We start from the raw sequence: 21,029 nt of genomic DNA, 5'->3' as shown, positions 1-21,029 counted from the left end.
CCGCACGCGTCCCGGGCCCGCCCCGCGCGCGATCGCGGTCAGGTCGACGCCCAGGCCGGTACGTACCCGCCGCCCCGATGCCCCGACCCCGTTCCCCCGGACGGCACCGGTGCCGCGCGTCGGGCGGCGGGCACGTGCCGGATCGAGGTGTGCGGTTCGCCGTCCACGACGGTGCGCCCGCCGCGCGGCTCGAAGCCTCGACGGGTGAACCAGTCGGCGCTGCGCGCGTACACGTCGGAGATCACCGGGCGCGGACCCGCCAGCACCAGCGCGTGCCGGACCAGCACGGTGGCATGCCCCTGTCGACGATGCGACAACAACGTACAGACGCGGCCCATCCGCAGTAGGCCGTCCCCCTCCTCGGTCAGCCGCAGCGTGGACACCGCCTCGCCGTCCTGTTCCGCCCACAGGTGCGCGGTTCCCGGCTCGATGTCGCGGCCGTCGGGATCGAGCCAGGGCTGCCGGCGTGCGACCACGAAGACCCGGCTGCGCAGCGACAGCAGCCGGTACAGACTCGCGGCGTCGATTTCGCCCGCTGTTCCGTAGAAGTACGACACGTCCATATGCCGCAGGGTGGCACCGCGAGGGCGCCGTCGGGCGACCCCGATCTGCCACGCGGGCAACGCTCGGATGAACTCTTGTGGGCCGGCAGGCGGCGTCACGAGCAGGTGCAGGCCGGGTCTCGGGCGGGTACCGGCCGATCCACGTGTCAAATATCCCACTGCGTGCCGGACCTCGGGCGTGGAAGACTCGCAACCTCGCCCGCCTCCACCGTGCACACGAGGATCTCGCGGGCGACTGCCCTGCGAGGAGGAGATATCCAGGTGAGCGTCGAAGAGTTGTCGCAACCACAACATCGTCCGTTGCCCGAGGTACGTCAGTCGGGCAAGCTCGCGGACGTCTGTTACGACATCCGGGGTCCGGTTCTCGACGAGGCGAAACGCCTGGAGGACGAGGGACACCGGATCCTCAAGCTGAACATCGGCAACCCCGCGCCGTTCGGCTTCGAGGCCCCCGACGAGATCCTGCACGACATGATCCGCAACCTGCCGTCCGCGCAGGGCTACTCGGACTCCAAGGGTGTGTTGTCCGCCCGCCGGGCGGTGGTCCAGCACTATCAGACGCGCGGTATCGAGGGTGTCGACGTCGACGACGTCTACCTGGGCAACGGCGTCTCCGAGCTGATCGTGATGGCCCTGCAGGCGCTGTTGAACAACGGCGACGAGGTGCTCGTGCCGATGCCGGACTACCCGCTGTGGACGGCGGCGGTCAGCCTGTCCGGCGGCACCCCGGTGCACTACCTGTGCGACGAGAGCGCCGAGTGGTATCCCGACCTCGACGACATCGCGGCCAAGATCACCGACCGCACCCGGGCGATCGTGGTGATCAATCCGAACAACCCGACCGGTTCGGTCTACCCGCAGCGGATCCTCGAAGGCATCGTCGAGCTCGCCCGCCGGCACGGACTCCTCCTCCTCGCCGACGAGATCTACGACAAGATCCTCTACGACGACGCCGTGCACGTCCCGCTCGCCTCACTCGCGCCGGACCTGCTGTGCCTGACCTTCAACGGCCTGTCCAAGGCCTACCGGGTGGCCGGATTCCGCTCCGGGTGGTTGCTGCTGTCCGGCCCCAAGCGGCACGCGACCAGCTACATCGAGGGCCTGAACATCCTGGCCAACATGCGCCTGTGCGCGAACGTGCCCTCGCAGCACGCGATCGCCACCGCGCTCGGCGGCTACCAGAGCATCAACGACCTGATCCTGCCCGGCGGCCGGCTGCACGCCCAGCGCGACGCCGCGTACGAGGCGCTGATCTCGATCCCGGGGGTGACCTGCGTCAAGCCCAAGGGCGCGCTGTACGCGTTCCCCCGGATCGACCCGGACGTGTGCAAGATCGTCGACGACGAGAAGTTCGTCTTCGACCTGCTCCAGAGCCAGCGCATCCTGGTCGTGCAGGGCACGGGATTCAACTGGCACCAGCCGGACCACTTCCGCGTCGTGACGCTGCCCCAGGTCGACGACCTGACCGACGCGATCACCCGGATCGGCGAGTTCATCGGGTCCTACGGGCAGTGATCCGACGCCGACCGCGGGCCCGGCGCCGACCGGCGTCGGGCCCGCGGCGCTCTTCAGGCCAGGAGCGGGCGCACGGCGAGCTTCCTGACGTGCGGCACGACCAGCTCGCCGAACGCGGCGGTCTGCTCCAGGTACTGTTCCCGCGACGTGGCCGGCAGGGTCAGCGTCACCCCGGTCACCCCGGCCTCGGCCTGCTCGGTCAGGTCCGCGACGATCGCCTCGTGGTCGATGCCGTCGCCGTCGAACATGCTCATCCCGCGCGGCATGAAGGTGATGTCGATCGGGTCGGTGCGGCCCACCGAGGCCGCGTACTCGCGGGCGTAGTCCAGCCGCGCCGCCAGGTCGGCCAGCGTCTCCAGGCCCGGGGTCTTGAGGTACTTGGACGCGCCCGCCGGGGCCGGCATCGGCAGCCAGCCGTCGCACAGGTCCACCACCCGGCGGATCGCCCGCTTGCTGTTGCCGCCCACCCAGATCGGGATCCGCGGCTGCGCCGGGCGCGGGCGCATGGTGTTGCCCGCCACGCTCTCCCCGGTCCACGCCGCGCGCATCGCCCGCAGCGCGTCGTCCAACACGTCGTTGCGGTTCGCGTAGTCGGCGCCCAGCGCGGCGAACTCGGGCTCCAGGTAGCCCGCGCCCACGCCCAGGATCACCCGACCACCGGAGAGCGCGTCCAGCGAGGAGATCATCTTCGCGGACAGATACGGGTTGCGGTACGCCGGGACGAACAGGTTGGTGTGCAGCCGCAGCCGGGTGGTGGCCGCCGCCGCGAAGGACAGCGTGACCATCGGATCCAGCGTGTGGTGGCCGCCGTGGGCGAGCCACTGGTCGCCGGGGAACGGGTGGTCGGTGGTGAAGACCGCGTCGAACCCGGCGAACTCGGCCGCGCGGGACATCTCCATCACGGCCTCGGCGCTGATCAGGTCGGCGCCGGCCTCGACCAGGTGCGTGGGCAGTCCGAGCGAAAGGAACATGGCGGCAACGTAGCAGCGACCTGACGCATCGTCAGTAACCGCTGCCACAGCCGTCATCCGCCGTAGGTCGTGGCCGGCGGCTTGGCCGGCCCGAGCGCCTTGCCCAACCATTCGTCGTACAACTGCTGCCAACGGCCGCTGCTCTTGAGCTGCTCCAGCACCCCGTTGAGGAAGCGCACGAAGTCGGTCTGCCCCTTGGGCACCGCGATGCCCTTGACCTCCTCCACGGTGGTCGGGCCGACCACGTCCAACCACGGGTCCTGCTCGCGCAGGCTCTCCAGGAGCGAGGCGTTGGTGTACGCCGCCGCCACCCGGCCCTCCTGGAGCGCGACCAGGCAGTCGGTCCGGTCCGCCACCGCGTACACCCGGGCCTTGGACTCGGCCACCCGGCGTTCGGGCGTGGTGTTCGCGGACACGCACACGTACTTCCCGGCCAGATCCGCCAGACTGGCCACCTTCGTGCCGCGGGGCACCAGGAAGCGCAGCGCGTCGTCGAGGTAGACGCCGGAGAACTCCACCTGCTGTCGGCGCTCGCAGGTGATCGTCATCGCGTCCACGACCATGTCCGCCTGGCCCTCGACCAACACGTCGATCCGGCGACCGGGCGGAATGGTCCGGAACTGGATCCGGTCCGGGTCGCCGAAGATCGCCTTCGCCACCTCCCGGGCCAGCTCTATGTCGAAGCCCTCCAACTCCCCGGTGCCCGCACTGCGCGCGGAGAACATCCGGGTGTTCTGGTCGACGCCGACCACCAGCTTGCCCCGCCCCTGGATCGACGCCATCGTCGAACCGGCCGGCATCGTGCCGCCCGGCCGGGGCGGGGTGATCGGGGTCAGGCTCCGACTCGGGTCGCACGGCGGCGCCGGCACCGGGGGCGCGAGCACCGGATCGGGTACGCCGACCTCCACCGGGGCGTACCGGGACGGGGAGCGCGCGTCGGCGCCGTCCGCCCCGCCACTCCCGCACGCGGTCACCAGAAATACCAGTGCCAGGGCCGCCACTCGACGTGACGCTGCATCAACTCTGTTGGGCCACACGGAAGGCAGCATCGCAGGTGGGGTGCCGCGGGAAACGAGGGCGTTCCCTCTTCTCGTGCCGAACGTCCGCCGTGGATCGAGGAGGCCCCGAAGCCGGATAGCGTAACCGCACGCGATCGCCCGCGACGCGCCCCGTCGACGGAAGGACAACCATCCATGAGTCTCCAGGCATTCGCCGAGCTGACCGGCCCGGCAGCGGCCACCTTCGACGAGGTGCAGCGCCGCAATCCCGGAGAGCCCGAATTCCACCAGGCGGTGCACGAGGTGCTGGAAAGCCTCGCCTCGGCCCTGACCAGGCGGCCCGAACTCGCCGACGCGGCACTCCTGGAACGGCTGGTGGAGCCCGAACGCCAGGTGCTGTTCCGGGTGCCGTGGACCGACGACGCCGGTCGGGTCCATGTCAACCGGGGCTTTCGGGTGGAGTTCAACGGCGCGCTCGGCCCGTACAAGGGCGGGTTGCGCTTTCACCCGTCGGTGAACCTGAGCGTGGTCAAGTTCCTCGGCTTCGAACAGATCTTCAAGAACGCCCTGACCGGGCTCGGCATCGGCGGCGGCAAGGGCGGTTCGGACTTCGACCCCAAGGGCCGTTCGGACGCCGAGGTAATGCGCTTTTGCCAGTCGTTCATGACCGAGCTGTACCGCCACCTGGGTGAACATACCGACGTTCCCGCCGGTGACATCGGGGTCGGTGGACGCGAGATCGGCTACCTGTTCGGTCAGTACCGACGGATCACCAACCGCTACGAGTCCGGCGTGCTCACCGGCAAGGGGCTGGGCTGGGGCGGGTCCCAGGTGCGCACCGAGGCGACCGGGTACGGCTGCGTGTACTTCCTGGCCGAGATGCTGGCGGCGCGCGGCGACGACCTGGTGGGTCGGCGCGCGGTGGTCTCCGGTTCGGGCAACGTGTCGATCTTCGCCATCGAGAAGGCCCGCGAGCTCGGCGCCCGCGTCGTGGCGGCCTCCGACTCGACCGGCTACATCGTCGACGACAAGGGCTTGGACCTGGACCTGCTCAAGGAGATCAAGCTGGACCGGCGCGGCCGGATCGCGGAGTACGCCGACCGGGTCGCGCACGCGCGCTACGTGCCGGACGGCTCGGTCTGGGAGGTCCCGTGCGATGTCGCGCTGCCGTGCGCGACGCAGAACGAGCTGACCGGCCCGGCCGCCGCGCACCTGGTCAAACACGGCCTGACGGCGGTCGCGGAGGGCGCCAACATGCCGTGCACGCCGGACGCCGTGCACGTCTTCCGCGCCGCGGGCGTGTCGTTCGCGCCGGGCAAGGCGGCCAACGCGGGTGGTGTGGCCACCTCGGCCCTGGAGATGGCGCAGAACGCCGCCCGCACGTCCTGGAGCTTCGCCGACACCGACGCCCGGCTCGGCGCGATCATGCGCGACATCCACGACACGTGCCTGAGCACCGCCGCCGAGCACGGTCACGAGGGCGACTACGTGCTGGGCGCCAACGTGGCCGGCTTCCTGCGCGTCGCCGACGCGATGAACGCCTTCGGCGTGGTGTGATCCACGGCTGAACCCCACGCGTCGCCGCCGTCCGACCGGTCTCCCCCGGTCGGGCGGCGGCGCCCGGTCGGCGCTCAGTCGACCGTGCGCCGGAACACCTGCCGCGAACCACCCTCGGGCCCCGGCTCCGCGGGCTCGGCCGGCACGAAGCCGAGCGACGCGTAGAACGCGCGCGAGCCGCCCTCGATCGCGCCCGGGTGGTCGAGCCCGAAGGTGATCAACTCGACGGTTCCCGGCCCGCGTACGTACCGGCTCGTCGCCTCCGCCATCAGCGCCCGGCCCACGCCTCGCCCCCGGGCGGCCTCGGCCACCACCAGCCAGTGCACGTGATGCACCGGCGGTTCCGCGCCGAACAGCAGCCCGCCCAGCAGGCCGGGTCCGGTGTCGGCGGGCACCACGAGCGCCAGGCCGGTTCGGATGTGCTCGTCCAGCGCCGCGTGGAATCCGGGCTCGTCCACCATCGGTCCGAACCAGTGCTCGACCTCGGCGGCCAGTGCGAGGAATCCGGCCCGGTCCGCCGCATGCGCGGGTCTGACGATCATCGGCCCAGTCTGTCAGGGCCGATTCGGCCTGCGAGAGGGGTCTCGGACGCGGGGCTCCCGACGCGGCCCCGCCACGGCCTCGGTTGCCGCCGCGTCCGGCGAAAATCGTTGGCTCCGGCGCCGTGCGCGCTGTTACGTTCGCCGGGTCCGGTCCGCCTCACCGCGGACTCACCCCCTTCGGAAATCAGGTGTTGATGCCCGTCCTCGCGCCGAGCGCGCCTCGTATGACCGCGGTCGGATCCGGCCTCCGGGACTTCCCCGACGCTCGCTGATCCCCCGGTGGGCCCACCGGTCCGCACGCGCACATCGCGGCGGACCGCGTCGACGACCCCTCCGAGACCGCTCGGCGCTTCCTTGCTGCCTTCGCTTCCGCCTTCGGCAAGGAGATTTCCGAGTGTCCAACGGCAACAACAATTCCGGTAAGCAGCACACCGTCCCACCACGCACCGACACCTTCACCTGTGTCCGCTGCGGCCTCACCGTGACCACCGTCGACCCGGCCGGCGGCCGGCGCAACCACTGCCCGAGCTGCCTGCACTCCCGGCACGTCCTCGACCGCGTCGAGGGCGGCCCGTCCGAGTGCGCGGCGCGGATGTCGCCGATCTCGATCGCGGTGCTGCGCGGCGGCGACTGGATGATCGTGCACCGGTGCATCCGGTGCGACGAACTGACGTCGAATGCGATCGCCCCGGACGACAACCAGCTCATCCTGGTCCGGATGGCCGTCCGGCCACTGGCGCAACCGCCGTTCCCGCTCGAAGTGTTCGGGGAGTGGTGACGGTGGCCCGCCGCAGACCGGCCAACCGCCGCCCGCAGCGGTACAAGGACGTCACCCACGGGCGGACCGGACGCGGCGACGCGTTCCGCTGCGTGGGTTGTCGACTCGACGTGCCGTTGCTCGCGCCCGGTACGGCGCATCGCAACCACTGTCCGCACTGCCTCACCAGCCTGCACCTCGATCGCCGTGTCCCCGGTGATCGGGCGGCCGACTGTCGGGGCCGGATGAGCGTGCTGAGCATGTCCGTTCGGCCGGACGGGGAGTGGCAGTTGATCCATCAGTGCCAGTCCTGTGGGGCGCTCGGCGCGAACCGGATCGCCGGCGACGACAACCCGCTCGCGCTGATCCGGCTGGCGCTGCGCCCGTTGAGCGACCCGACCCGCCCGATCCGCGCGCTGCTCACGTTGTAGGGCCGCGCCCGACACGGTGGCGGGTGGGCGCCGGCCGGGCCGACGACGGCCCGGCCGGCGCCCGGGCGCGAGCGCGGGCGTCGCGGACGTCAGTCCATGCCGGTTCGGCCCGGGGACCAGAAGGGCTTGGTGATCACCGACCTGCGGTCCCAGCCGTGGTCGGCGACCAGTCGGTCCCGGACCAGCTTGACCGTCTTGGCCTCGCCCGCCACGTAGGCCACGCCCGGCGTGGCGGGCAGCGCCAGCCGGCCCACCGCGTCGGCCAGGGTCGCCGAGGAGGCCGCGGACGCGTCGCCGCGTTCGAGCCAGGTGAGCCGTTCGGCGTGCGGTATCGGCAGCCGGTCGGCCGCGGTCGCGGTCTCGATCACCCCGTACACGTTCACCGCCGGGCCCACCGCCGCGATCATCGCGCCCAGCGCGACCGACGCGGTCTCCTCGCCGACGAACACGTGATACGGCGCGTCCGGACGCAGCACGAAGCCGCCCTCGGGCCGGCCGAACCGGACCCGGTCGCCGGGCCGCGCCGCGCGACCCCACGCGGCTCCGGGCCCCGTGTCGCCGTCGTGGTCCAGCACGCACAGGTCCAGCGTCCCGGCCCGCGGGTCGTTGCCCCAGACCGAGTAGGTACGCAGCAGGTTGCCCGCCCCCTGGCGCCAACCCGCCATCGAGAGCACGTCGTTCACATGCACCCGGACCTGTTGTCCGGGCCGGCAGGACAGTCCGCGCAGCGCGTCGTCGTGCATCCGGATCCGTCGCATCCGAGCCGCGATCGGCTCCGTCTCGACGACCGTGGCGGACAGGAACACCCGGTCGAGCAACCGGCCCATCGGGCCTCGCCGCCGACTCGTCTCGCGGTTCACGCGGTCCTCCCGGAAGTGCCCGAGTCGGCCGAGGCGCCCGCGCGGTCGCGATAGCCCATCGCGACCGCGGCGGTGGCCACCAGCAGCAGGCCGCCGACGACCAGGAAGCCTACCGACATCGCGTCGGTGAACGAGTCCACGACCCGGGCGTGTTCCGCGCCCCGGGTCCTGGAGAGTTCCACGGCCGGTTGACCGGAGAACCGGCCGGCCAGGATGGTGCCGAACACCGCGACCCCCAGCGCCGCCCCGACCTCCCGCGCGGCGGTGTTCAGGCCGGAGCCCAACCCCGCCTGGTGTTTGGGCAGTTCGGAGACCACACCGAAGGAGAGCGCGGGCGCGCACAGTCCCATGCCCGCCGAGAGGATCAGCAGGAACCCGGCGTACACCGCGTACGGGGTACGTGCGTCCACCGTCGCCATGCACAGCAGCCCGATCCCGATCAGGCTCAGCCCGAACACCACCAACGGCCGGGTACCGACCCGCTGTTGCGCCTTGACCGCGATCTTCGGCGCGAGGGCCATGCCGACCGTGAGCGGGATGATCGCGAAGCCGGTGCGCAGCGCCGAGAAGCCCTTCACGTATTGCAGGTACTGGGCGTTGATGAAGAACAGCGAGAACAGTCCGAAGAAGCTCGCACCGATCCCGAGCACGCCGGCCCGCAGCTTGGCGGACTTGAACACGCGCGGGTCCAGCAGCGGGTGTTCGGCACGGAGCGCGTGCACCACGAAGCCGCCCAGGAGCAGGCCGCCGAGCGCGAAGCCGCCGATCACATGGGTGGAGCCCCAACCGAACTCCGGGCCCTCGATGATCCCGTACAACACCGCGACCAGGCCGGTGATCAACAGCGCGGAACCCATCGGGTCGAGCGCGGCCGGGTGGGTGGCGGTACGCGGGGTCACCCACTGGACGATCGCGGCGAGCACCGCGGCCAGCGGGACCATGATCCAGAACAGGCCCTGCCAGGGCAGGTATTCCTGGACCAGACCGCCGCCGACGTTGCCGAGCAGGCCGCCCAGGCCGACCGCGAGTGTCCAGGACGCCATCGCCTGGGGCCGGCGTTCGGCCGGGAAGACGTGCATCAGGATCGACATGGTCGCGGGCATGATCAGCGCGGCGCCCGCGCCGGAGACGCCCCGGCCGGCGATCAGCGTGGCCGAGTTCGTGGCGAGCGCGCTGACGCAGGCACCGGCGGCGAACACGCCGAGCCCGGCGAGCAGCGCGCTCTTGCGGCCGTAGCGGTCGCCGAGCGCGCCGGCGGGGATGAGCAGGCCGGCGAAGACGATCACGTAGGCGTCGACGATCCACAGGATGTTGTCGGCGGACGGATGCAGCCGGGACGCGGCCAGTTGCGGAATGGCCAGGTTGATCGCGGCGACCATGCTCTGCGCGACCAGCACGCAGGCACACATCGCAAGGAGCACGGCGCGCGACGCGCCGGCGGGTTCGGTTTCGGATTCGGCACCGCCGGCGCGTGGCGCCGACGTGCCCAGGACGGGCGTGGACATGGGTCCCCCAGGAGCTGACCGACGAAGGAGGAAGGGATGTTGCGGGGACTGCGTGTCCGGACCCGTTCACCGTAGGCTGAGCAACCGATTGACTCCAGTGCATGTTTTGCATGGAAAGGATGCGTGTGACGCAATCCGGGATGGACCTCAACCTGCTGACCGCGTTGGACGCGCTCCTGGAGGAGTGCAGTGTCTCCGGTGCGGCGCAGCGCATGCACCTGTCCGAGCCGGCGATGAGCCGGACGCTGGGCCGGATCCGCAAGGCGCTGGGCGACCCGGTGCTGGTCCGGGCCGGCCGCTCGATGGTGCCGACGCCGCACGCACTGGCCATCCGGGCCGAGGTGCGCACCATCGTGGAACGTGCCACGACCCTGTTCGCCGCCGCCGGCGACGTGAACCTGGGCACGCTGTCGCGCACGTTCACCGTGTGGTCGCACGACGCGTTCGCCGCTGCGTGGGGCGCGCAGTTGTTCGCGCGCGCGGCGCGTGAGGCACCGGGCGTACGACTGAAGTTCCTCGCGGAGAGCCACGTCGACACCCCGGCGCTGCGCGAGGGGGTCGCCGATCTGGAGGTGGGCGTGATCGACACCACTTCGCCGGAGGTACTCACCGAGCACCTCTTCGAGGACCGGATGGTCGCCTGCGTGCGGGCCGGTCACCCGCTGCTGCGCGGTCGGTGCACGCCCGAGCGGTTCGCCGCCGCCGAGCACCTGATCGTCTCGCGTCGGGGCAGGATGCACGGCCCGGTCGATGCGGCGCTCGCCGAACTCGGGCTGGAGCGGCGGGTGGTGGGCGCCGCGCCGACCTTCCCGTCCTCGCTGTTCATCCTCGGGGCGAGCGATCTGGTCGGCCTGGTCGCGGGCCAGATCACGTCGATGGTCGAGGGCATGGGGTTGCGCACCTTCGAGGTGCCGTTGGAACTGCCGGGGCTGCCGATGGGGTTGGCCTGGCATCCACGCAACGACGCCGACCTGGGGCACGCGTGGCTGCGGCAGTGCGTGCGCGACGTGCTGCTGGAGACACTCGGCGGGTGAGTCCGAATTCGCGCCGGTCGCACCCGGTCGTGCCCAGCCGTGCCCGGTCGTGCGCCCGAGGGATCAGTTGTCGAGGCGCATCAACTCGATGCGGGTCCCGTCCGGATCGGCCAGGAAGATTAGTTCGGTCGAGCCGGTCTCGCTCGGCAGGCTCGCGCGCGTGTCGGCGAGGAGGGTGCCGCCGTACTCCACCAGCCGCGCCGCGGCGGCGTCCACGTCCTCGACGGTGAAGGACAGGTGGGTCAGCCCGAGCTGGTTGCGCCGCCGCGACGGCTCGCCGAGCGGGTCCGGCGACGCGTAGTGCAGCAGTTCGACGACCATGCCCGCCTTGGCGATCATCTGCGAGACCAGACGCACGTCACCCTCGACCTCGAGGGTGTGTGCCACCTCGTTGCCCACGTCGTAGCGCACCACGGGGGTGAAGCCGAGACCGTCGCGATAGAACCGCAGCGCGCGCTCCAGGTCGGTGACGCACAGGCCCAGGTGGGACGCATTGTAACTGATGGCGTCGGACATGGCGCGGCTCCCGGGTTTACTGACGATGCGTCAGGTCGGCTGGTGTGCGCACGCTAGCAACGGCGGGCGCAATGATCCACTGCCGCGTCCCGACCGGAGTCGACCGGCCCACGTTTCGATCGACCCTGTCGACGGGACGTGTCGATCGGCCGCGTCGAGCCTCCCGCCCCGCTCAGTCCGCGACCAGGTCGCCCTCGAGCACCGTGATCGCGCTGCCCGACAGTCGCACCCGGTCGCCGACCAGTTCCACGCCGACCGTGCCGCCGCGTGCGGACAACTGCGCGCCGGTCATCCGGCGAAGGTCCAGCCGCGGGGCCCAGTACGGGCCGAGCGCGCAGTGCGCGGACCCGGTGACCGGGTCCTCGTCGACGCCGACCGAGGGCGCGAACGCGCGCGAGACGAAATCGGCCCGACCGGTGCCCACCGCGGTGACGATCACCGCCCGATACGGCAGCGCGGCGATCATCCCGAGATCCGGGTCCACCGCGCGTACCACCGCCTCGGACGCCACCTCGACCAGCAGGTCGTCACCGCCCGCGGCCACCCGGATCGGCTCCACGCCCAGGGCCAGGCCCAGATCGGACGGGATCGGCACCTCGCGCGGCGGCAACGCGGGGAAGTCCAGGACCACGCCGGCGCTGTCCAGCGACGCGCTGAGCACCCCGCTGCGGGTCGCGAAGCGGATCCGCGACGTGTCCGCGAGGCCCTGCCCGAAGAGCACGTGCGCGGTCGCCAGCGTCGCGTGCCCGCACAGGTCCACCTCGGTCTGCGGGGTGAACCAGCGCAGCCCGAAGTCCGCGTCGGCGCCCGGGTGGGCCACCGCGAACGCGGTTTCGGAGTGCCGCAGTTCGGCGGCGACGGACTGCATCCAGGCGACGTCCTCGGCATGCGCGGGGTCGGGCAGGCACACTCCCGCCGGATTGCCCCGGAACGGCTGGTCGGTGAACGCGTCCACGACGAAAATCCGCATGCCCGTCACCGTACCCAACGACGTCGAACACGCGGGCGGATCCACGACCATCCGAACCACACGACGCCGACGAACGCGAGCGTGCCCAGGCCCACCAGCAGCCACGGCCACCAGCTCAGGTTCACCCGCTCGTCGCCCCGATAGAGCAGATCGTCGCCGGACACCTCCGGCCCGAGCGTGATTCGGGTGTTCGGCAGGTGCTCCTTGAACGACTCGGCCAGCGGGGTGCGCACCTCGCCGACCACCCGCGCCCTGGCCTCGTAGTGGCCGGCGTCCGCCCACATGCCGTCGGTGCGATGTGTGCGCGCGGCCAGATTGACCGAGAAGTAGACCGGTTGGCCGGGCGCGAGCAGCGGCGCGCCGTCCTTGAGGCCGACCATGCCGACACCGTCCACCCGCAGCCGGGTGACCTGGAGCGGTACCCGGCTCGTGGTCGCCACCAGGCGCAGGCACAGTTCGCGGCCCGAGGACAGGTCGAGTCGGGTGTTCGGCGGCACCGGCTGGAAGGTCCGGCAGTCCAGCGCGTCCGGCTGCTCGGCGGGAGGCATCAGCCAGGTCGCCCGGACACCCTTGTCCTTGTCCGCCTCCACGATCCGGGCGGCGGCGCGCAACTGCAGGCCGGTCCGGGCCTGGGTCAGGCCGGTGCCCGGGTCGGCCGGGTCGTCCCGGAGCACCTTCGTGTCCGGCAACACCCGCTGCAGCACCGGCCCCGCGCTGCTGTCGCTCGCCAGCGGGATCGCAAAGCCCGCGATGCCGCGGCCCTCCTCGCCGAGCCGGTCGAAGTCCTTGCGCAGGTCCGGGCCGACCGTGTCGCGGGCCGCGTCGGTGAGCAGCAGGACCCCGTTCACCGAGTTCGGCGCGGAGGTGCGCAGCACGGTGAGCGCCCGGTCGAGCGCCGTGTTCACCTCGCTGGGCATCTCCGCCCGGATCGGCGGCGGGCTGTCCGCCGGGCCGTTCTCGGGCGGGTCCGCGGCACGTACGGCGGGCAGCCGCTCGGCCATCGCGGCCGGGTCGGTGACCGGTTCCAGGCCGTTGCCGTACTCGGTCGCGGTCGTGTCGAAGCTGATCAACGAGACCCGGTCACGCGGGGTGAGCCGGCTCAGGAACGTGGCCACCGCCGAGCGGACCGAGGCGTAGCGCCCGGTGCGGTGCATCGACGCCGAGGTGTCCACCAGGATCACGTAGTTCATGCTCTCCCGATCCGCGCCCAGGCTCGCGATCAGCCGCTCGGCGCCGTACGGATCGGCCGGCTCGGCGGTGACGACCGTCGCCGGTCGCCGGGCCGCCGCGGCCTCGCCCGAAGGCACCGCGGTCGACAGCGCGAGCAGCGCGAGGATCACCGGGAGGGCCAGCGCGCGCAGCCCGTCACCGTGTTTGAGCGCGGTCCGCAACTGTTTGAGATGGCGACGGAACGCATCGAATTCGTCCTGTTCACGTTCGACGATCAGCAGAGCGGCCTCCGGCCCCCAGATGTGCCCCGCGATCAACACCCGGATCGCCCGCAGTTCCTCGCGGGCTTGCGCCGGGGTCGGTCCACGGGCGGTCAGTTCCCGCTCCAGATACGGCAGCAGCAGGTCGCGCTCACGATCGGGCGCGCCATGCCACCAGCGGCCGACCTCGCGCACGTACAGGTCGCGGCGGGAGCGGGCCGGGCCGTCCACGATCTCACCCGCCCACACCCGGGCCGCCGCGTCGGCATTCACTCCGCGCAACGCGTCGCGAAACCAGCCGCTCGCGGCGCGCGCGGCCAACTCCGGGCGGGCCCGGGCCACCGCCGCCCACCACGCGTTGTCCAGACCGGGCAACTCGGCGAGTCGGGCGTCGGCGAGCACCGCGTCGGCGACCGCGGCGGTGACCGCCGGATCACCGGCGCGAACCAGTTCGCCGAGCAGTTCGGCGGTCACCGGCACCGCCCGCAACAGCGCGGCGATCCACCCGGCGAAGCGTCCCTCGGCGACCGGCTCGTGCCGCAGCGCCAGCAGGTCCGCCGCCACATACGGCCCGTCCATCGGCGCGCCACCCAGCGCCAGCCGCAGCACGTCGGCCCGCACCCGGGCGGCGACCGGCGCCTGCGGCCCGAGCGGTCCGCCCAGGAGAACGGCCAGGCCCTGCGCGGCGGGATCCGCGCGGCGGTCGGTGAGCGGGACCAGGGTCGGCCACAGGTCGTGCAGGACGGCGGCGATCGTGGCCTGGTCGGTGTGCCCGGCCACGCGCAGTGTGAACACCGCCTCGGCGGGCGGGATCTCGGCGGGTCGCAGCCGCTCGCCCGCCAACAGCGCGTACGGCGCCAGCCATTCCGGCGCGCGGTCGTCCCACGGCCGGATCACCTCCAGCCACGCGCGCAGGTCGGCTCCCGAGGTGTCCAGGAGCCGGCGCAGCACCACCGGGTGGTTCCACAGCGCGTCGTAGAGCGCGGGCACGTCGGTGGTCGGCGCCGGGCCGAGCAACCGGCACAGGTCGGCGACCAGCGCCTCGGGCGATATCGCGTCGCCGTCCGCCCGGCCCGCGCCGTTGGCGGTGGGATCCGCGCCGCGCGGCGCCCGCGCGGCGGTGCCGGCGGGCGGGGTGGCGTCGGCCAGCAGCGGCGGGACCGGGCCGAGCAGGACGTGTACGAGCCGATCGCCGCGCCCGGCCGCCACCGCGGTGTTCCAGCCGACCGCCAGGCCCGCCGGTCGGGCGCGCAGCGCGGCGGCCATGTCCCGGGTCACCTCGTCGCCGTCCTCCGCCCGCCAGCGCTCGGCGATCGGACCGGACAGCGTGGTCTCCCCGCTCAACAACCGGTCGAGCGCCGACGGCGGGCGGCTCTCGGTCGCCGGCGCCCGCGCCGCGGGGCCGGCCGCGGCGGCGCCCACGAACGCGGCGGCCGCGCGCCGCGCGTCGGCGCCGGATCCCGCCCCCGTCCCGACCCCCGTCCCCGCCGGAGATCCGGCTCCGGCCCGTGCGCCCGCCTCGGCGAGCAACCCCAGCACGTGCTCCCCGGCGGCGGGTGTCCCGGGGTCGCGCAGCGTCGCGAGCGCGACGACCAGCGGGTCGAGCCCGATCCGGCGGCGCAGCGTGGTCAGTTCGCCCAGGTAGGCCCGGGCCGCGGGTTGGTCGGGCACCGCCGGCACACCGTCCAGGGCGACCCGCACCGTGCCGGGCGCGGGCACTCGGCCGAAGGCGAGCCGGGGCCGCAGCCGCCCGGTGGAGCCCATCGAGGTCGCGAACCGCAGTCCGGCGCGGCAGCCGTAGGGCAGCAGCGCGGCCACCCGGTCCAGGAGTTCCAGCCGGGCCCGGGTGTCCAGGCGGTCCGCGCCGGTGATCACCACCGGGCCGGCCAGGACCGCCGCCGCGACCCCGGCGAGCCATTCGAAGTCGCCTGCCCGTACGGCGACCTCGGCGGGCGGGCCGGGCAACCGCACCCGCAGGGGTCGCTCCCGGTCGGTGGGCAGGTCGATGCCGCGAAAGGCCAGCCACAGCGCGGTGTAGCCGGCGCCGGCGGCGGCGATCTCGGCATACGGCGCGGTGAAATAGCGGACGCCGTCCGGATCGCGCAGGGTCATCGCGACGAAGGGGTCCTCGCGCCCGGTGCTGGTCAGTCCGACCCACCCGGGCGGCGCGTACTCGTCCAGCGTGGGCCGCACCAGCCGCTCGAAGTGCGTCCGCCGCTCCGGCCCCGCGCTGCACGCCGGCACCGCACCGTCGTGGTACCAGGCCCAATGCGCCCGCAACGTGCCCGCGGTCTCGCGGGGGCGGTCGTGTCGGTCGGTCGCGTCCACGTGAACCTTTCTGTGCGCGGGATGCCGGTCGCGGTCGGGGCCGGTCGTCCCGCCGGGGGTTCAGCGGGGCGGCCGGGGGTTCGGCGGCTGGGTGACCGGTGCGTCCACCGGTTTCGGTTGTTCCCCGGGATCGGTCGATATCATCCCCCCGGACCCCTCGATCTGCGGATCGGGCCCGGGCGACGCGGGAACGATGGACGGTCGGGGCGGCACCGGAGCCGCCGGCGTGCCCGGTGCCGCCGGGGCCGGTCGGGGCAGCGTCCGAACGCGGATGCCGTACAGCATCGTGCTCTCACCGATGCGCAACCGTCGCCGGGCCGTGTCGACGGCGCCGCCGTGTTCGTGCCGTGCGGTCACGGTCACACCCCGACCGGCTCGGGGCCGACGCCCCCTGGCGAGGAATGTCGTGGTGGCGCCGGCCGACGACGGGTGTTCGTGCACCCACCGGTGCCGCAACCCCCGAACCCGGAACGGGGCACTGTCGGGAAACGTGTGCCGCCGGTCCTCCAGGCTCAGTTCGATGTAGACGTCCCTGGGGAACAGCCGCCAGATCGCGGTCGTCGTCGCCGCCGTGAGCACCAGCGTCAGCGCGAGCGCCTCCCACACCCACCAGGTGACCGATCCGCGCACCCGGCCGGTGTAGTCGAGCTCGCCACCGAGCAGACGGGGGGCCGTGTACGGGCCGTCGACCCGCAGCAGGGCGGCGAACTCGGCGGCCCGGGTGGCCGTGACCGTCCCGCTCAGCGTCGTGGCGGCCGAGTAGTCGCGCGATGTGCCGAACAGGTCCGATCGGCTCCGGTCCCGGGCCCGTAGCTCCACCGGGAGCCGGCGCGGCACCCCCGGTTCCACCACGATCGGGGTGCGCGGCAGTCCTCGGTCCAACTCGGGGTCGCCGGTGCGCAGATCGGTGACGGTCGTCGAGATGTGGCGCGAACTCGACGTCAGGGTCAGGCACAGCACGGTGCGCGTGGACAGGTCGACCGGCCCGATCGGGGCCGTGGAGTCGGCGCAGTCCGCGTCGGACGGCCGTACGCCGGGCCGGGAGGCGGGTCCGGGGCCGAACGTGGCCCGGACCGTCGCGGCGCCGTCCGCCCGCACCAGCTCGGCGCCCTTGCGCTTGCGTGCCTCGTGTTCCAGGGCGCGCAGCCGCGCGGCCTGTTGGCTGACGGTACCGCTGAGGGTCTGTGCCTGCGGCAGCACCTCGGCGATCAGGTTGACACCGCGCGCGTTGTCGCCGAGCGGCAGCGCGTAGGCGTCGATCGGGCCGCGCCGCTCGACCGCCTTCGCGTACTCCTGCTTCAGCGTCGCCCAGCCGGGTGCCTTGGCGTTCGCGAACTCCGGATTGTCCGGCGCGTACAACTCGGCGTCGGTGAGCACCACGATCACGGTGGGCGGCCGATACCCGAACGCGGCCCGGTCGTCCCTGGCGATGATCTCGGACACCGACACCATCGCGGCGCCGAAGTCGCTCTCGGTGTCGTTCGGTGTGGGCAGCGAGTCCAGGAAGGCCGCGATCGCCCGGTCGCCCTGCGGCGCCTTGGTCAACGGCAGGTGGGTCGTGGTCCTCGCGCCGAACCTGATCAGCGAGATCCGGTCGCCGGCGGGAACCGCCGGCAGGAAGTCCTTCAGCGCGGCCTTCGCCGCGTCGTAGTTGCCGTCGTCGAGCATCGAGGTCGACACGTCGAGGACGATGTAGAAGTCGGCCGGCTGGGCGTCCACGGCCAACTCGTCGAGCAGTCGCGAGGTGGCCGCCTCCGGGTCGGCGGGCCGGGGATCGTCGGCTCGCCGGGCGCCGGTCGCGGTGGGCGCGCAGATCAGGAGGACCAGCAGGAGGAGCGGGAGAAATGCCGTCGACGCACCGAACCCGCCGGGCGGTACGAGCCGGGTCGCCCGGTGGTCGGGGCTCCGTCGGGGTCGGGACATCGGGTCATCCCTCCTTGGCCATGCGCGTGGCTCGCATCCCCAGGATCGGCTCGACGATCCCCTGCGGTCGTGGCCGGCCTTCCAGGCGCTTGCGGTCCGAGGTGACGTTGCGGCAGCTCTCCGGGTCGATCGGTACGCCGTCGGGGCTGAAGAAGCCCACGGAGCTGGTCGCGTAGTAGCGGATGCGGTCGAAGTGCCGGTCCAGCAGCGGCGGCAGCTTGTTCGCGGCCGACGCGCCGAACGGCCCCGCCGGGTCGCACAGCCAGTGGAAGAACGCCTTGGGGTCGCGAATCCGGATCCGACCGTGGCGGTCGAGTTCCGTCCACGCTCCCCATCTGGCCGCCCTGAACAACCGCATGTCGTCGATCTTCGTGACGCATACGGCGAGTTCGAGGGGCAGCAGATCCACGGACCGCATCCGCGGCTGCTGCACGGCGGAGGCCTCGCGGAGCAGCTGCTTCAGGTCGGCCAGACCGTGGCCGGCCTCGCCGATCGGGTCGAACAGGAGGATCAGGCCCGTGCACTCGTTCAGTGTGGGCTGCACCGCGTGGGCTCGGGTCTCGGCCAGATTCGGCAGGTCGTGCACGGTGGCCACGAATCGGGTGCGGTCGGCGAACCGGCGCAGCAGCGGGGTGCGCGGGCGGCGACGGAACAGGAATCGACAACGTTCCGGGTGGCTGGAGACGCCCGGATCACTGGAGGTGATCGACTCGGGCAGGAGCGTGCCGGCCCGAAGCGCGGCCCGGGACTTCTCCACGAAGGCCAGGGTGGCCCCGTCCGCGCCGAAGACGTTCCAGCCGGGGACGTGGTGTCCCGCGTCGGCGCCCTCCTCGACGCGGCGGCGGGTCTCCGCGGCGGCGTCCTCGACCATCGCGAGGAACGTGCTGCGGCCCGAGCGCCGCGCACCCCACAGCGCGATCCGCTTCTCCCGCACGACGCCGTCGGCGGGACCGCGCTCCGCGTCCTCGCACAACGGATCGGCCGCGCGCACGATCGGTTCGGTCATCGGCGCTCCTCCTTCGTACCGACCTCGGTCCCGATGCCGCCGGGCCGGGCGATCAGGTCGAGCAGCAGCGGCGGGCCGCCCACGTCGGTGGCCGCGTCGTGGCCGAACCGCAGCAGGTCCGCGGGGGCGCAGCCGCCCAGCGTGAAGCATCCGCTCGCGCCCAGCAGGCGCCACGCCTTCAGGGTGCGCGCGGCGGCCGGGGACGCCGGCGAGCGCGCGTGCCCGGCGTCGTCGGTCACCAGCACGTGCCGTACCGGCCGGGCTGCCTGAATCGCCGTCAGGTCCTCGTCCCAGCGGTGCCGATTGTTCGAGCGGGCGGGGTCGGCGCCCGCGATGTAGGGGTGCGGGCCGCGTCGACCGACGGTCACCACGAGGGTGGGCCGGTGCGGCGACCAGTCCAGCGCGTTCCCCCGCAGGAGCGTGAACACGTGCTCCAGGGGCGCGGCGTGGGGGTCCACGATCGCCGAGCCGGTCCAGTGTGCGATCGCGGCCCGAGCCGCGTCCGGGTCGGTGAAGTCGACCCACCGGAGCGGATCGTGCCCGGAGCGCCAGGGTTGCGGGTGGTCGTCGTAGCCGATGACACACGCGCGTCCCCACGGCATGTCGTCTCCCGCGCGGCCCGCCGCCGTCAGCAGCGCGCGGACCAGGTCGAGTCGGGCCCGGGTCGAACGCGGCTCGCCGCCGAGTTCGACCGCGACCAGCAGGTCGCAGAGCGTGCGCTCGCGATGCCAGTGCGGCCGCGGTGGCGCCGGGCCACGCGACACCGGGGCCACCGGGCGGATCTCGGCGGGCCCCTCGGCCACCGTCCAGGCGGCGCCGGAGACGGGAGTGAACCGCAATCGCCCGGAGGTGGGCATGCCCACGGTGAACCGGACCTCGCCCGGCGGCGCGACCACCTTGACGCGTTCCAGTTCGGACCACTGCCGCGGATTCGCCGAGTCCGCGACGACCACCGCCACCTCGTGCCCGTCCACCGCGCCACCGCGCAGCCCCAGGGTGACCTCGGCCAGCGGCGCGCCCGCCGCGCCGGGGATCGCCCCGCGTTCGAGCAGCACCTCCCGACGTTCTCGGCCCGGCACCCCCGGGCCGGGATCCACACCGACCAGGTGCATGGCGTGCCGGACCGGCACGTCCAGGGCCAACCGCTCCACCAGTCGGGGCAGTTCGACCTCCTCGGCGGCGAACGGACCACCCCGCAGCACCGCGGCCGGCGGCAGGATCTCGTGCACGAGCTCCGCCGCGAGCGCGCACCAGGTCCAGTCCGGTCGGCGCTCGACCAGTACGAACGCCCATGCCTGCCGTGCGCGACCGGTGGCCGACGCGCGCAACTCGGCCAGCGAACCGGCCCAGGTCTCGCGCAGTTCGCGCCGCGCTCGCGGACCCAGCGGCTCGGGCCTCTGCGCGGTGCCCACCGCGGGGCTGCGGCCCACTCCGCCGGCCAGGGTCAGGTCGCGGGCGGCGGCGTCCTCGGGCAGCCACGGCACCGCGCCGCGCCATTCCAGCCGGGCCCAGTTCCGTGCCGGTACCCGGACGAAGCCGTATTCGTCGATCGTCACCCACTGGGTGGACAGGTGGCGTGTGCCGATCTCCAGGAACAACAGCAGATCCAGCTCGCCGGCGGTCAGCGCGGTGAGCAGGGTCAGCGCCGCGGCCCGTCCGGACGGCGCGAGCGGTTCGGCGGCCGGGAACGCGGTATCGGAGCGCACCGGGCCGTGCCGGACCAGCTTGGCGAGGTCGTCGGGAACGCCGTCGTACCCGCGCGCGTGCGCCACCCGGATCGCGGCCGCGTGGTCGAACGCCCGCGCCGCGTCCTGATACGCGGTGGGTCCCGGCGCCGGCGGCGGCCAGTCACAACGCGCGCACGGCCCGGCGTGGGGCATCACGCCCCAGCACACGGGGCACACCACCTCGCGCGCTCCGCCCTGCTCGTTCACCGCACCCGGGCCCGTCGGACCGCCCGCCCCGAGTTGCTCGTCCGTGGCTGAACTCCTGGCACGAATCCCCCCGTTCGTCCCATTCGGCAGGCCCGACCCGGGAGTCGCCGGCCGGTGGCACGCGCTCGTGGGCGACGGTGGCTCCCGCCGGGCAGGCCTGCTCGCAGTGACGAGGACTTACCCGCAGTG

General features: G+C 72.9%; 17 protein-coding genes. 5 read left to right on the top strand and 12 right to left on the bottom strand.

What is annotated here, in order from left to right:
• Window positions 1-38: 38 nt before the first annotated feature.
• Window positions 39-563 (bottom strand): GNAT family N-acetyltransferase, encoded by a 525-nt coding sequence (locus ACIRL2_RS03780; protein ID WP_395872269.1) that lies wholly within the window; start codon window positions 561-563, stop codon window positions 39-41.
• A 300-nt stretch (window positions 564-863) separates the two neighbouring features.
• Between ACIRL2_RS03780 and ACIRL2_RS03775 the strand changes: the two genes are divergently transcribed.
• Window positions 864-2,078, top strand: coding sequence for a pyridoxal phosphate-dependent aminotransferase (locus ACIRL2_RS03775; RefSeq protein ID WP_395872311.1), 1,215 nt, complete (start codon window positions 864-866; stop codon window positions 2,076-2,078).
• A gap of 53 nt (window positions 2,079-2,131) precedes the next feature.
• Here ACIRL2_RS03775 and ACIRL2_RS03770 read toward each other — a convergent pair whose 3' ends face one another.
• Together ACIRL2_RS03770 and ACIRL2_RS03765 are read right to left on the bottom strand one after the other, a co-directional pair.
• Window positions 2,132-3,049 (bottom strand): TIGR03619 family F420-dependent LLM class oxidoreductase, encoded by a 918-nt coding sequence (locus ACIRL2_RS03770; RefSeq protein WP_402229939.1) that lies wholly within the window; start codon window positions 3,047-3,049, stop codon window positions 2,132-2,134.
• A 53-nt stretch (window positions 3,050-3,102) separates the two neighbouring features.
• Window positions 3,103-4,050, bottom strand: coding sequence for a glutamate ABC transporter substrate-binding protein (locus ACIRL2_RS03765; RefSeq protein WP_395872266.1), 948 nt, complete (start codon window positions 4,048-4,050; stop codon window positions 3,103-3,105).
• Between the two features lie 192 nt (window positions 4,051-4,242).
• Between ACIRL2_RS03765 and gdhA the strand changes: the two genes are divergently transcribed.
• On the top strand, window positions 4,243-5,604 hold the full coding sequence (gdhA, locus tag ACIRL2_RS03760; RefSeq protein WP_395872264.1) for an NADP-specific glutamate dehydrogenase: 1,362 nt from the start codon (window positions 4,243-4,245) through the stop codon (window positions 5,602-5,604).
• Window positions 5,605-5,678: 74 nt separating this feature from the next.
• Here the strand turns inward: gdhA and ACIRL2_RS03755 are convergent, their stop codons facing one another.
• A complete protein-coding gene (locus ACIRL2_RS03755) occupies window positions 5,679-6,146 on the bottom strand; it encodes a GNAT family N-acetyltransferase (protein ID WP_395872263.1) in 468 nt (155 codons plus the stop codon).
• Between the two features lie 394 nt (window positions 6,147-6,540).
• Here ACIRL2_RS03755 and ACIRL2_RS03750 point away from each other — a divergent pair, with 394 nt between their 5' ends.
• Window positions 6,541-6,924, top strand: a complete 384-nt coding sequence (locus ACIRL2_RS03750) for an RNHCP domain-containing protein (RefSeq protein ID WP_395872261.1) — start codon at window positions 6,541-6,543, stop codon at window positions 6,922-6,924.
• Window positions 6,918-7,334 (top strand): RNHCP domain-containing protein, encoded by a 417-nt coding sequence (locus tag ACIRL2_RS03745; RefSeq protein ID WP_395872258.1) that lies wholly within the window; start codon window positions 6,918-6,920, stop codon window positions 7,332-7,334. The genes ACIRL2_RS03750 and ACIRL2_RS03745 overlap by 7 nt, the downstream gene beginning before the upstream one ends.
• A gap of 89 nt (window positions 7,335-7,423) precedes the next feature.
• Here the strand turns inward: ACIRL2_RS03745 and ACIRL2_RS03740 are convergent, their stop codons facing one another.
• Both ACIRL2_RS03740 and ACIRL2_RS03735 read right to left on the bottom strand, forming a co-directional pair.
• The gene (locus tag ACIRL2_RS03740) at window positions 7,424-8,194 is read right to left on the bottom strand and encodes a siderophore-interacting protein (protein WP_395872256.1); all 771 of its coding nucleotides are present in this window, start codon (window positions 8,192-8,194) and stop codon (window positions 7,424-7,426) included.
• On the bottom strand, window positions 8,191-9,699 hold the full coding sequence (locus ACIRL2_RS03735; protein ID WP_402229935.1) for an MFS transporter: 1,509 nt from the start codon (window positions 9,697-9,699) through the stop codon (window positions 8,191-8,193). The genes ACIRL2_RS03740 and ACIRL2_RS03735 overlap by 4 nt, the downstream gene beginning before the upstream one ends.
• 119 nt (window positions 9,700-9,818) lie before the next feature.
• Between ACIRL2_RS03735 and ACIRL2_RS03730 the strand changes: the two genes are divergently transcribed.
• Window positions 9,819-10,733: a LysR family transcriptional regulator gene (locus ACIRL2_RS03730; RefSeq protein WP_402229933.1), complete on the top strand. Its 915-nt coding sequence runs from the start codon at window positions 9,819-9,821 to the stop codon at window positions 10,731-10,733.
• Between the two features lie 63 nt (window positions 10,734-10,796).
• Here the strand turns inward: ACIRL2_RS03730 and ACIRL2_RS03725 are convergent, their stop codons facing one another.
• The 6 genes from ACIRL2_RS03725 to ACIRL2_RS03700 all read right to left on the bottom strand — a co-directional run bounded on the left by ACIRL2_RS03725 (window position 10,797) and on the right by ACIRL2_RS03700 (window position 20,840).
• A complete protein-coding gene (locus ACIRL2_RS03725; protein ID WP_402229931.1) occupies window positions 10,797-11,249 on the bottom strand; it encodes a VOC family protein in 453 nt (150 codons plus the stop codon).
• Window positions 11,250-11,421: 172 nt separating this feature from the next.
• Window positions 11,422-12,219, bottom strand: a complete 798-nt coding sequence (locus ACIRL2_RS03720) for a PhzF family phenazine biosynthesis protein (RefSeq protein ID WP_402229929.1) — start codon at window positions 12,217-12,219, stop codon at window positions 11,422-11,424.
• 5 nt (window positions 12,220-12,224) lie between these two features.
• Complete coding sequence (locus tag ACIRL2_RS03715) at window positions 12,225-15,977, bottom strand: VWA domain-containing protein (RefSeq protein WP_402229927.1); 3,753 nt, start codon at window positions 15,975-15,977, stop codon at window positions 12,225-12,227.
• A 60-nt stretch (window positions 15,978-16,037) separates the two neighbouring features.
• Entirely contained in the window at window positions 16,038-17,900 is a 1,863-nt protein-coding gene (locus ACIRL2_RS03710) for a VWA domain-containing protein (RefSeq protein WP_402229924.1), read from the bottom strand.
• A gap of 4 nt (window positions 17,901-17,904) precedes the next feature.
• Window positions 17,905-18,906 carry a hypothetical protein gene (locus tag ACIRL2_RS03705; RefSeq protein WP_402229923.1) on the bottom strand — a complete coding sequence of 334 codons (1,002 nt, stop codon included), beginning with the start codon at window positions 18,904-18,906 and terminating at the stop codon, window positions 17,905-17,907.
• Complete coding sequence (locus ACIRL2_RS03700; protein WP_402229920.1) at window positions 18,903-20,840, bottom strand: hypothetical protein; 1,938 nt, start codon at window positions 20,838-20,840, stop codon at window positions 18,903-18,905. Before ACIRL2_RS03700 ends, ACIRL2_RS03705 begins: the two co-directional genes overlap by 4 nt.
• Window positions 20,841-21,029 lie beyond the last annotated feature (189 nt).

Source organism: Embleya sp. NPDC127516, from assembly GCF_044765325.1.
In the GTDB taxonomy this organism is placed as follows: Bacteria; Actinomycetota; Actinomycetes; order Streptomycetales; family Streptomycetaceae; genus Embleya.
This window is presented reverse-complemented; position numbering and strand designations above follow the sequence as displayed.

Bases quoted from the DNA above. Each gene is read 5' to 3' on its own strand.
- ACIRL2_RS03780 (WP_395872269.1), bottom strand. From the start codon at position 563: ATGGACGTGTCGTACTTCTACGGAACAGCGGGCGAAATCGACGCCGCG.
- ACIRL2_RS03770 (WP_402229939.1), bottom strand. From the start codon at position 3,049: ATGTTCCTTTCGCTCGGACTGCCCACGCACCTGGTCGAGGCCGGCGCC.
- gdhA (WP_395872264.1), top strand. From the start codon at position 4,243: ATGAGTCTCCAGGCATTCGCCGAGCTGACCGGCCCGGCAGCGGCCACC.
- ACIRL2_RS03755 (WP_395872263.1), bottom strand. From the start codon at position 6,146: ATGATCGTCAGACCCGCGCATGCGGCGGACCGGGCCGGATTCCTCGCA.
- ACIRL2_RS03735 (WP_402229935.1), bottom strand. From the start codon at position 9,699: ATGTCCACGCCCGTCCTGGGCACGTCGGCGCCACGCGCCGGCGGTGCC.
- ACIRL2_RS03730 (WP_402229933.1), top strand. From the start codon at position 9,819: ATGCGTGTGACGCAATCCGGGATGGACCTCAACCTGCTGACCGCGTTG.
- ACIRL2_RS03725 (WP_402229931.1), bottom strand. From the start codon at position 11,249: ATGTCCGACGCCATCAGTTACAATGCGTCCCACCTGGGCCTGTGCGTC.
- ACIRL2_RS03720 (WP_402229929.1), bottom strand. From the start codon at position 12,219: ATGCGGATTTTCGTCGTGGACGCGTTCACCGACCAGCCGTTCCGGGGC.
- ACIRL2_RS03710 (WP_402229924.1), bottom strand. From the start codon at position 17,900: ATGTCCCGACCCCGACGGAGCCCCGACCACCGGGCGACCCGGCTCGTA.
- ACIRL2_RS03705 (WP_402229923.1), bottom strand. From the start codon at position 18,906: ATGACCGAACCGATCGTGCGCGCGGCCGATCCGTTGTGCGAGGACGCG.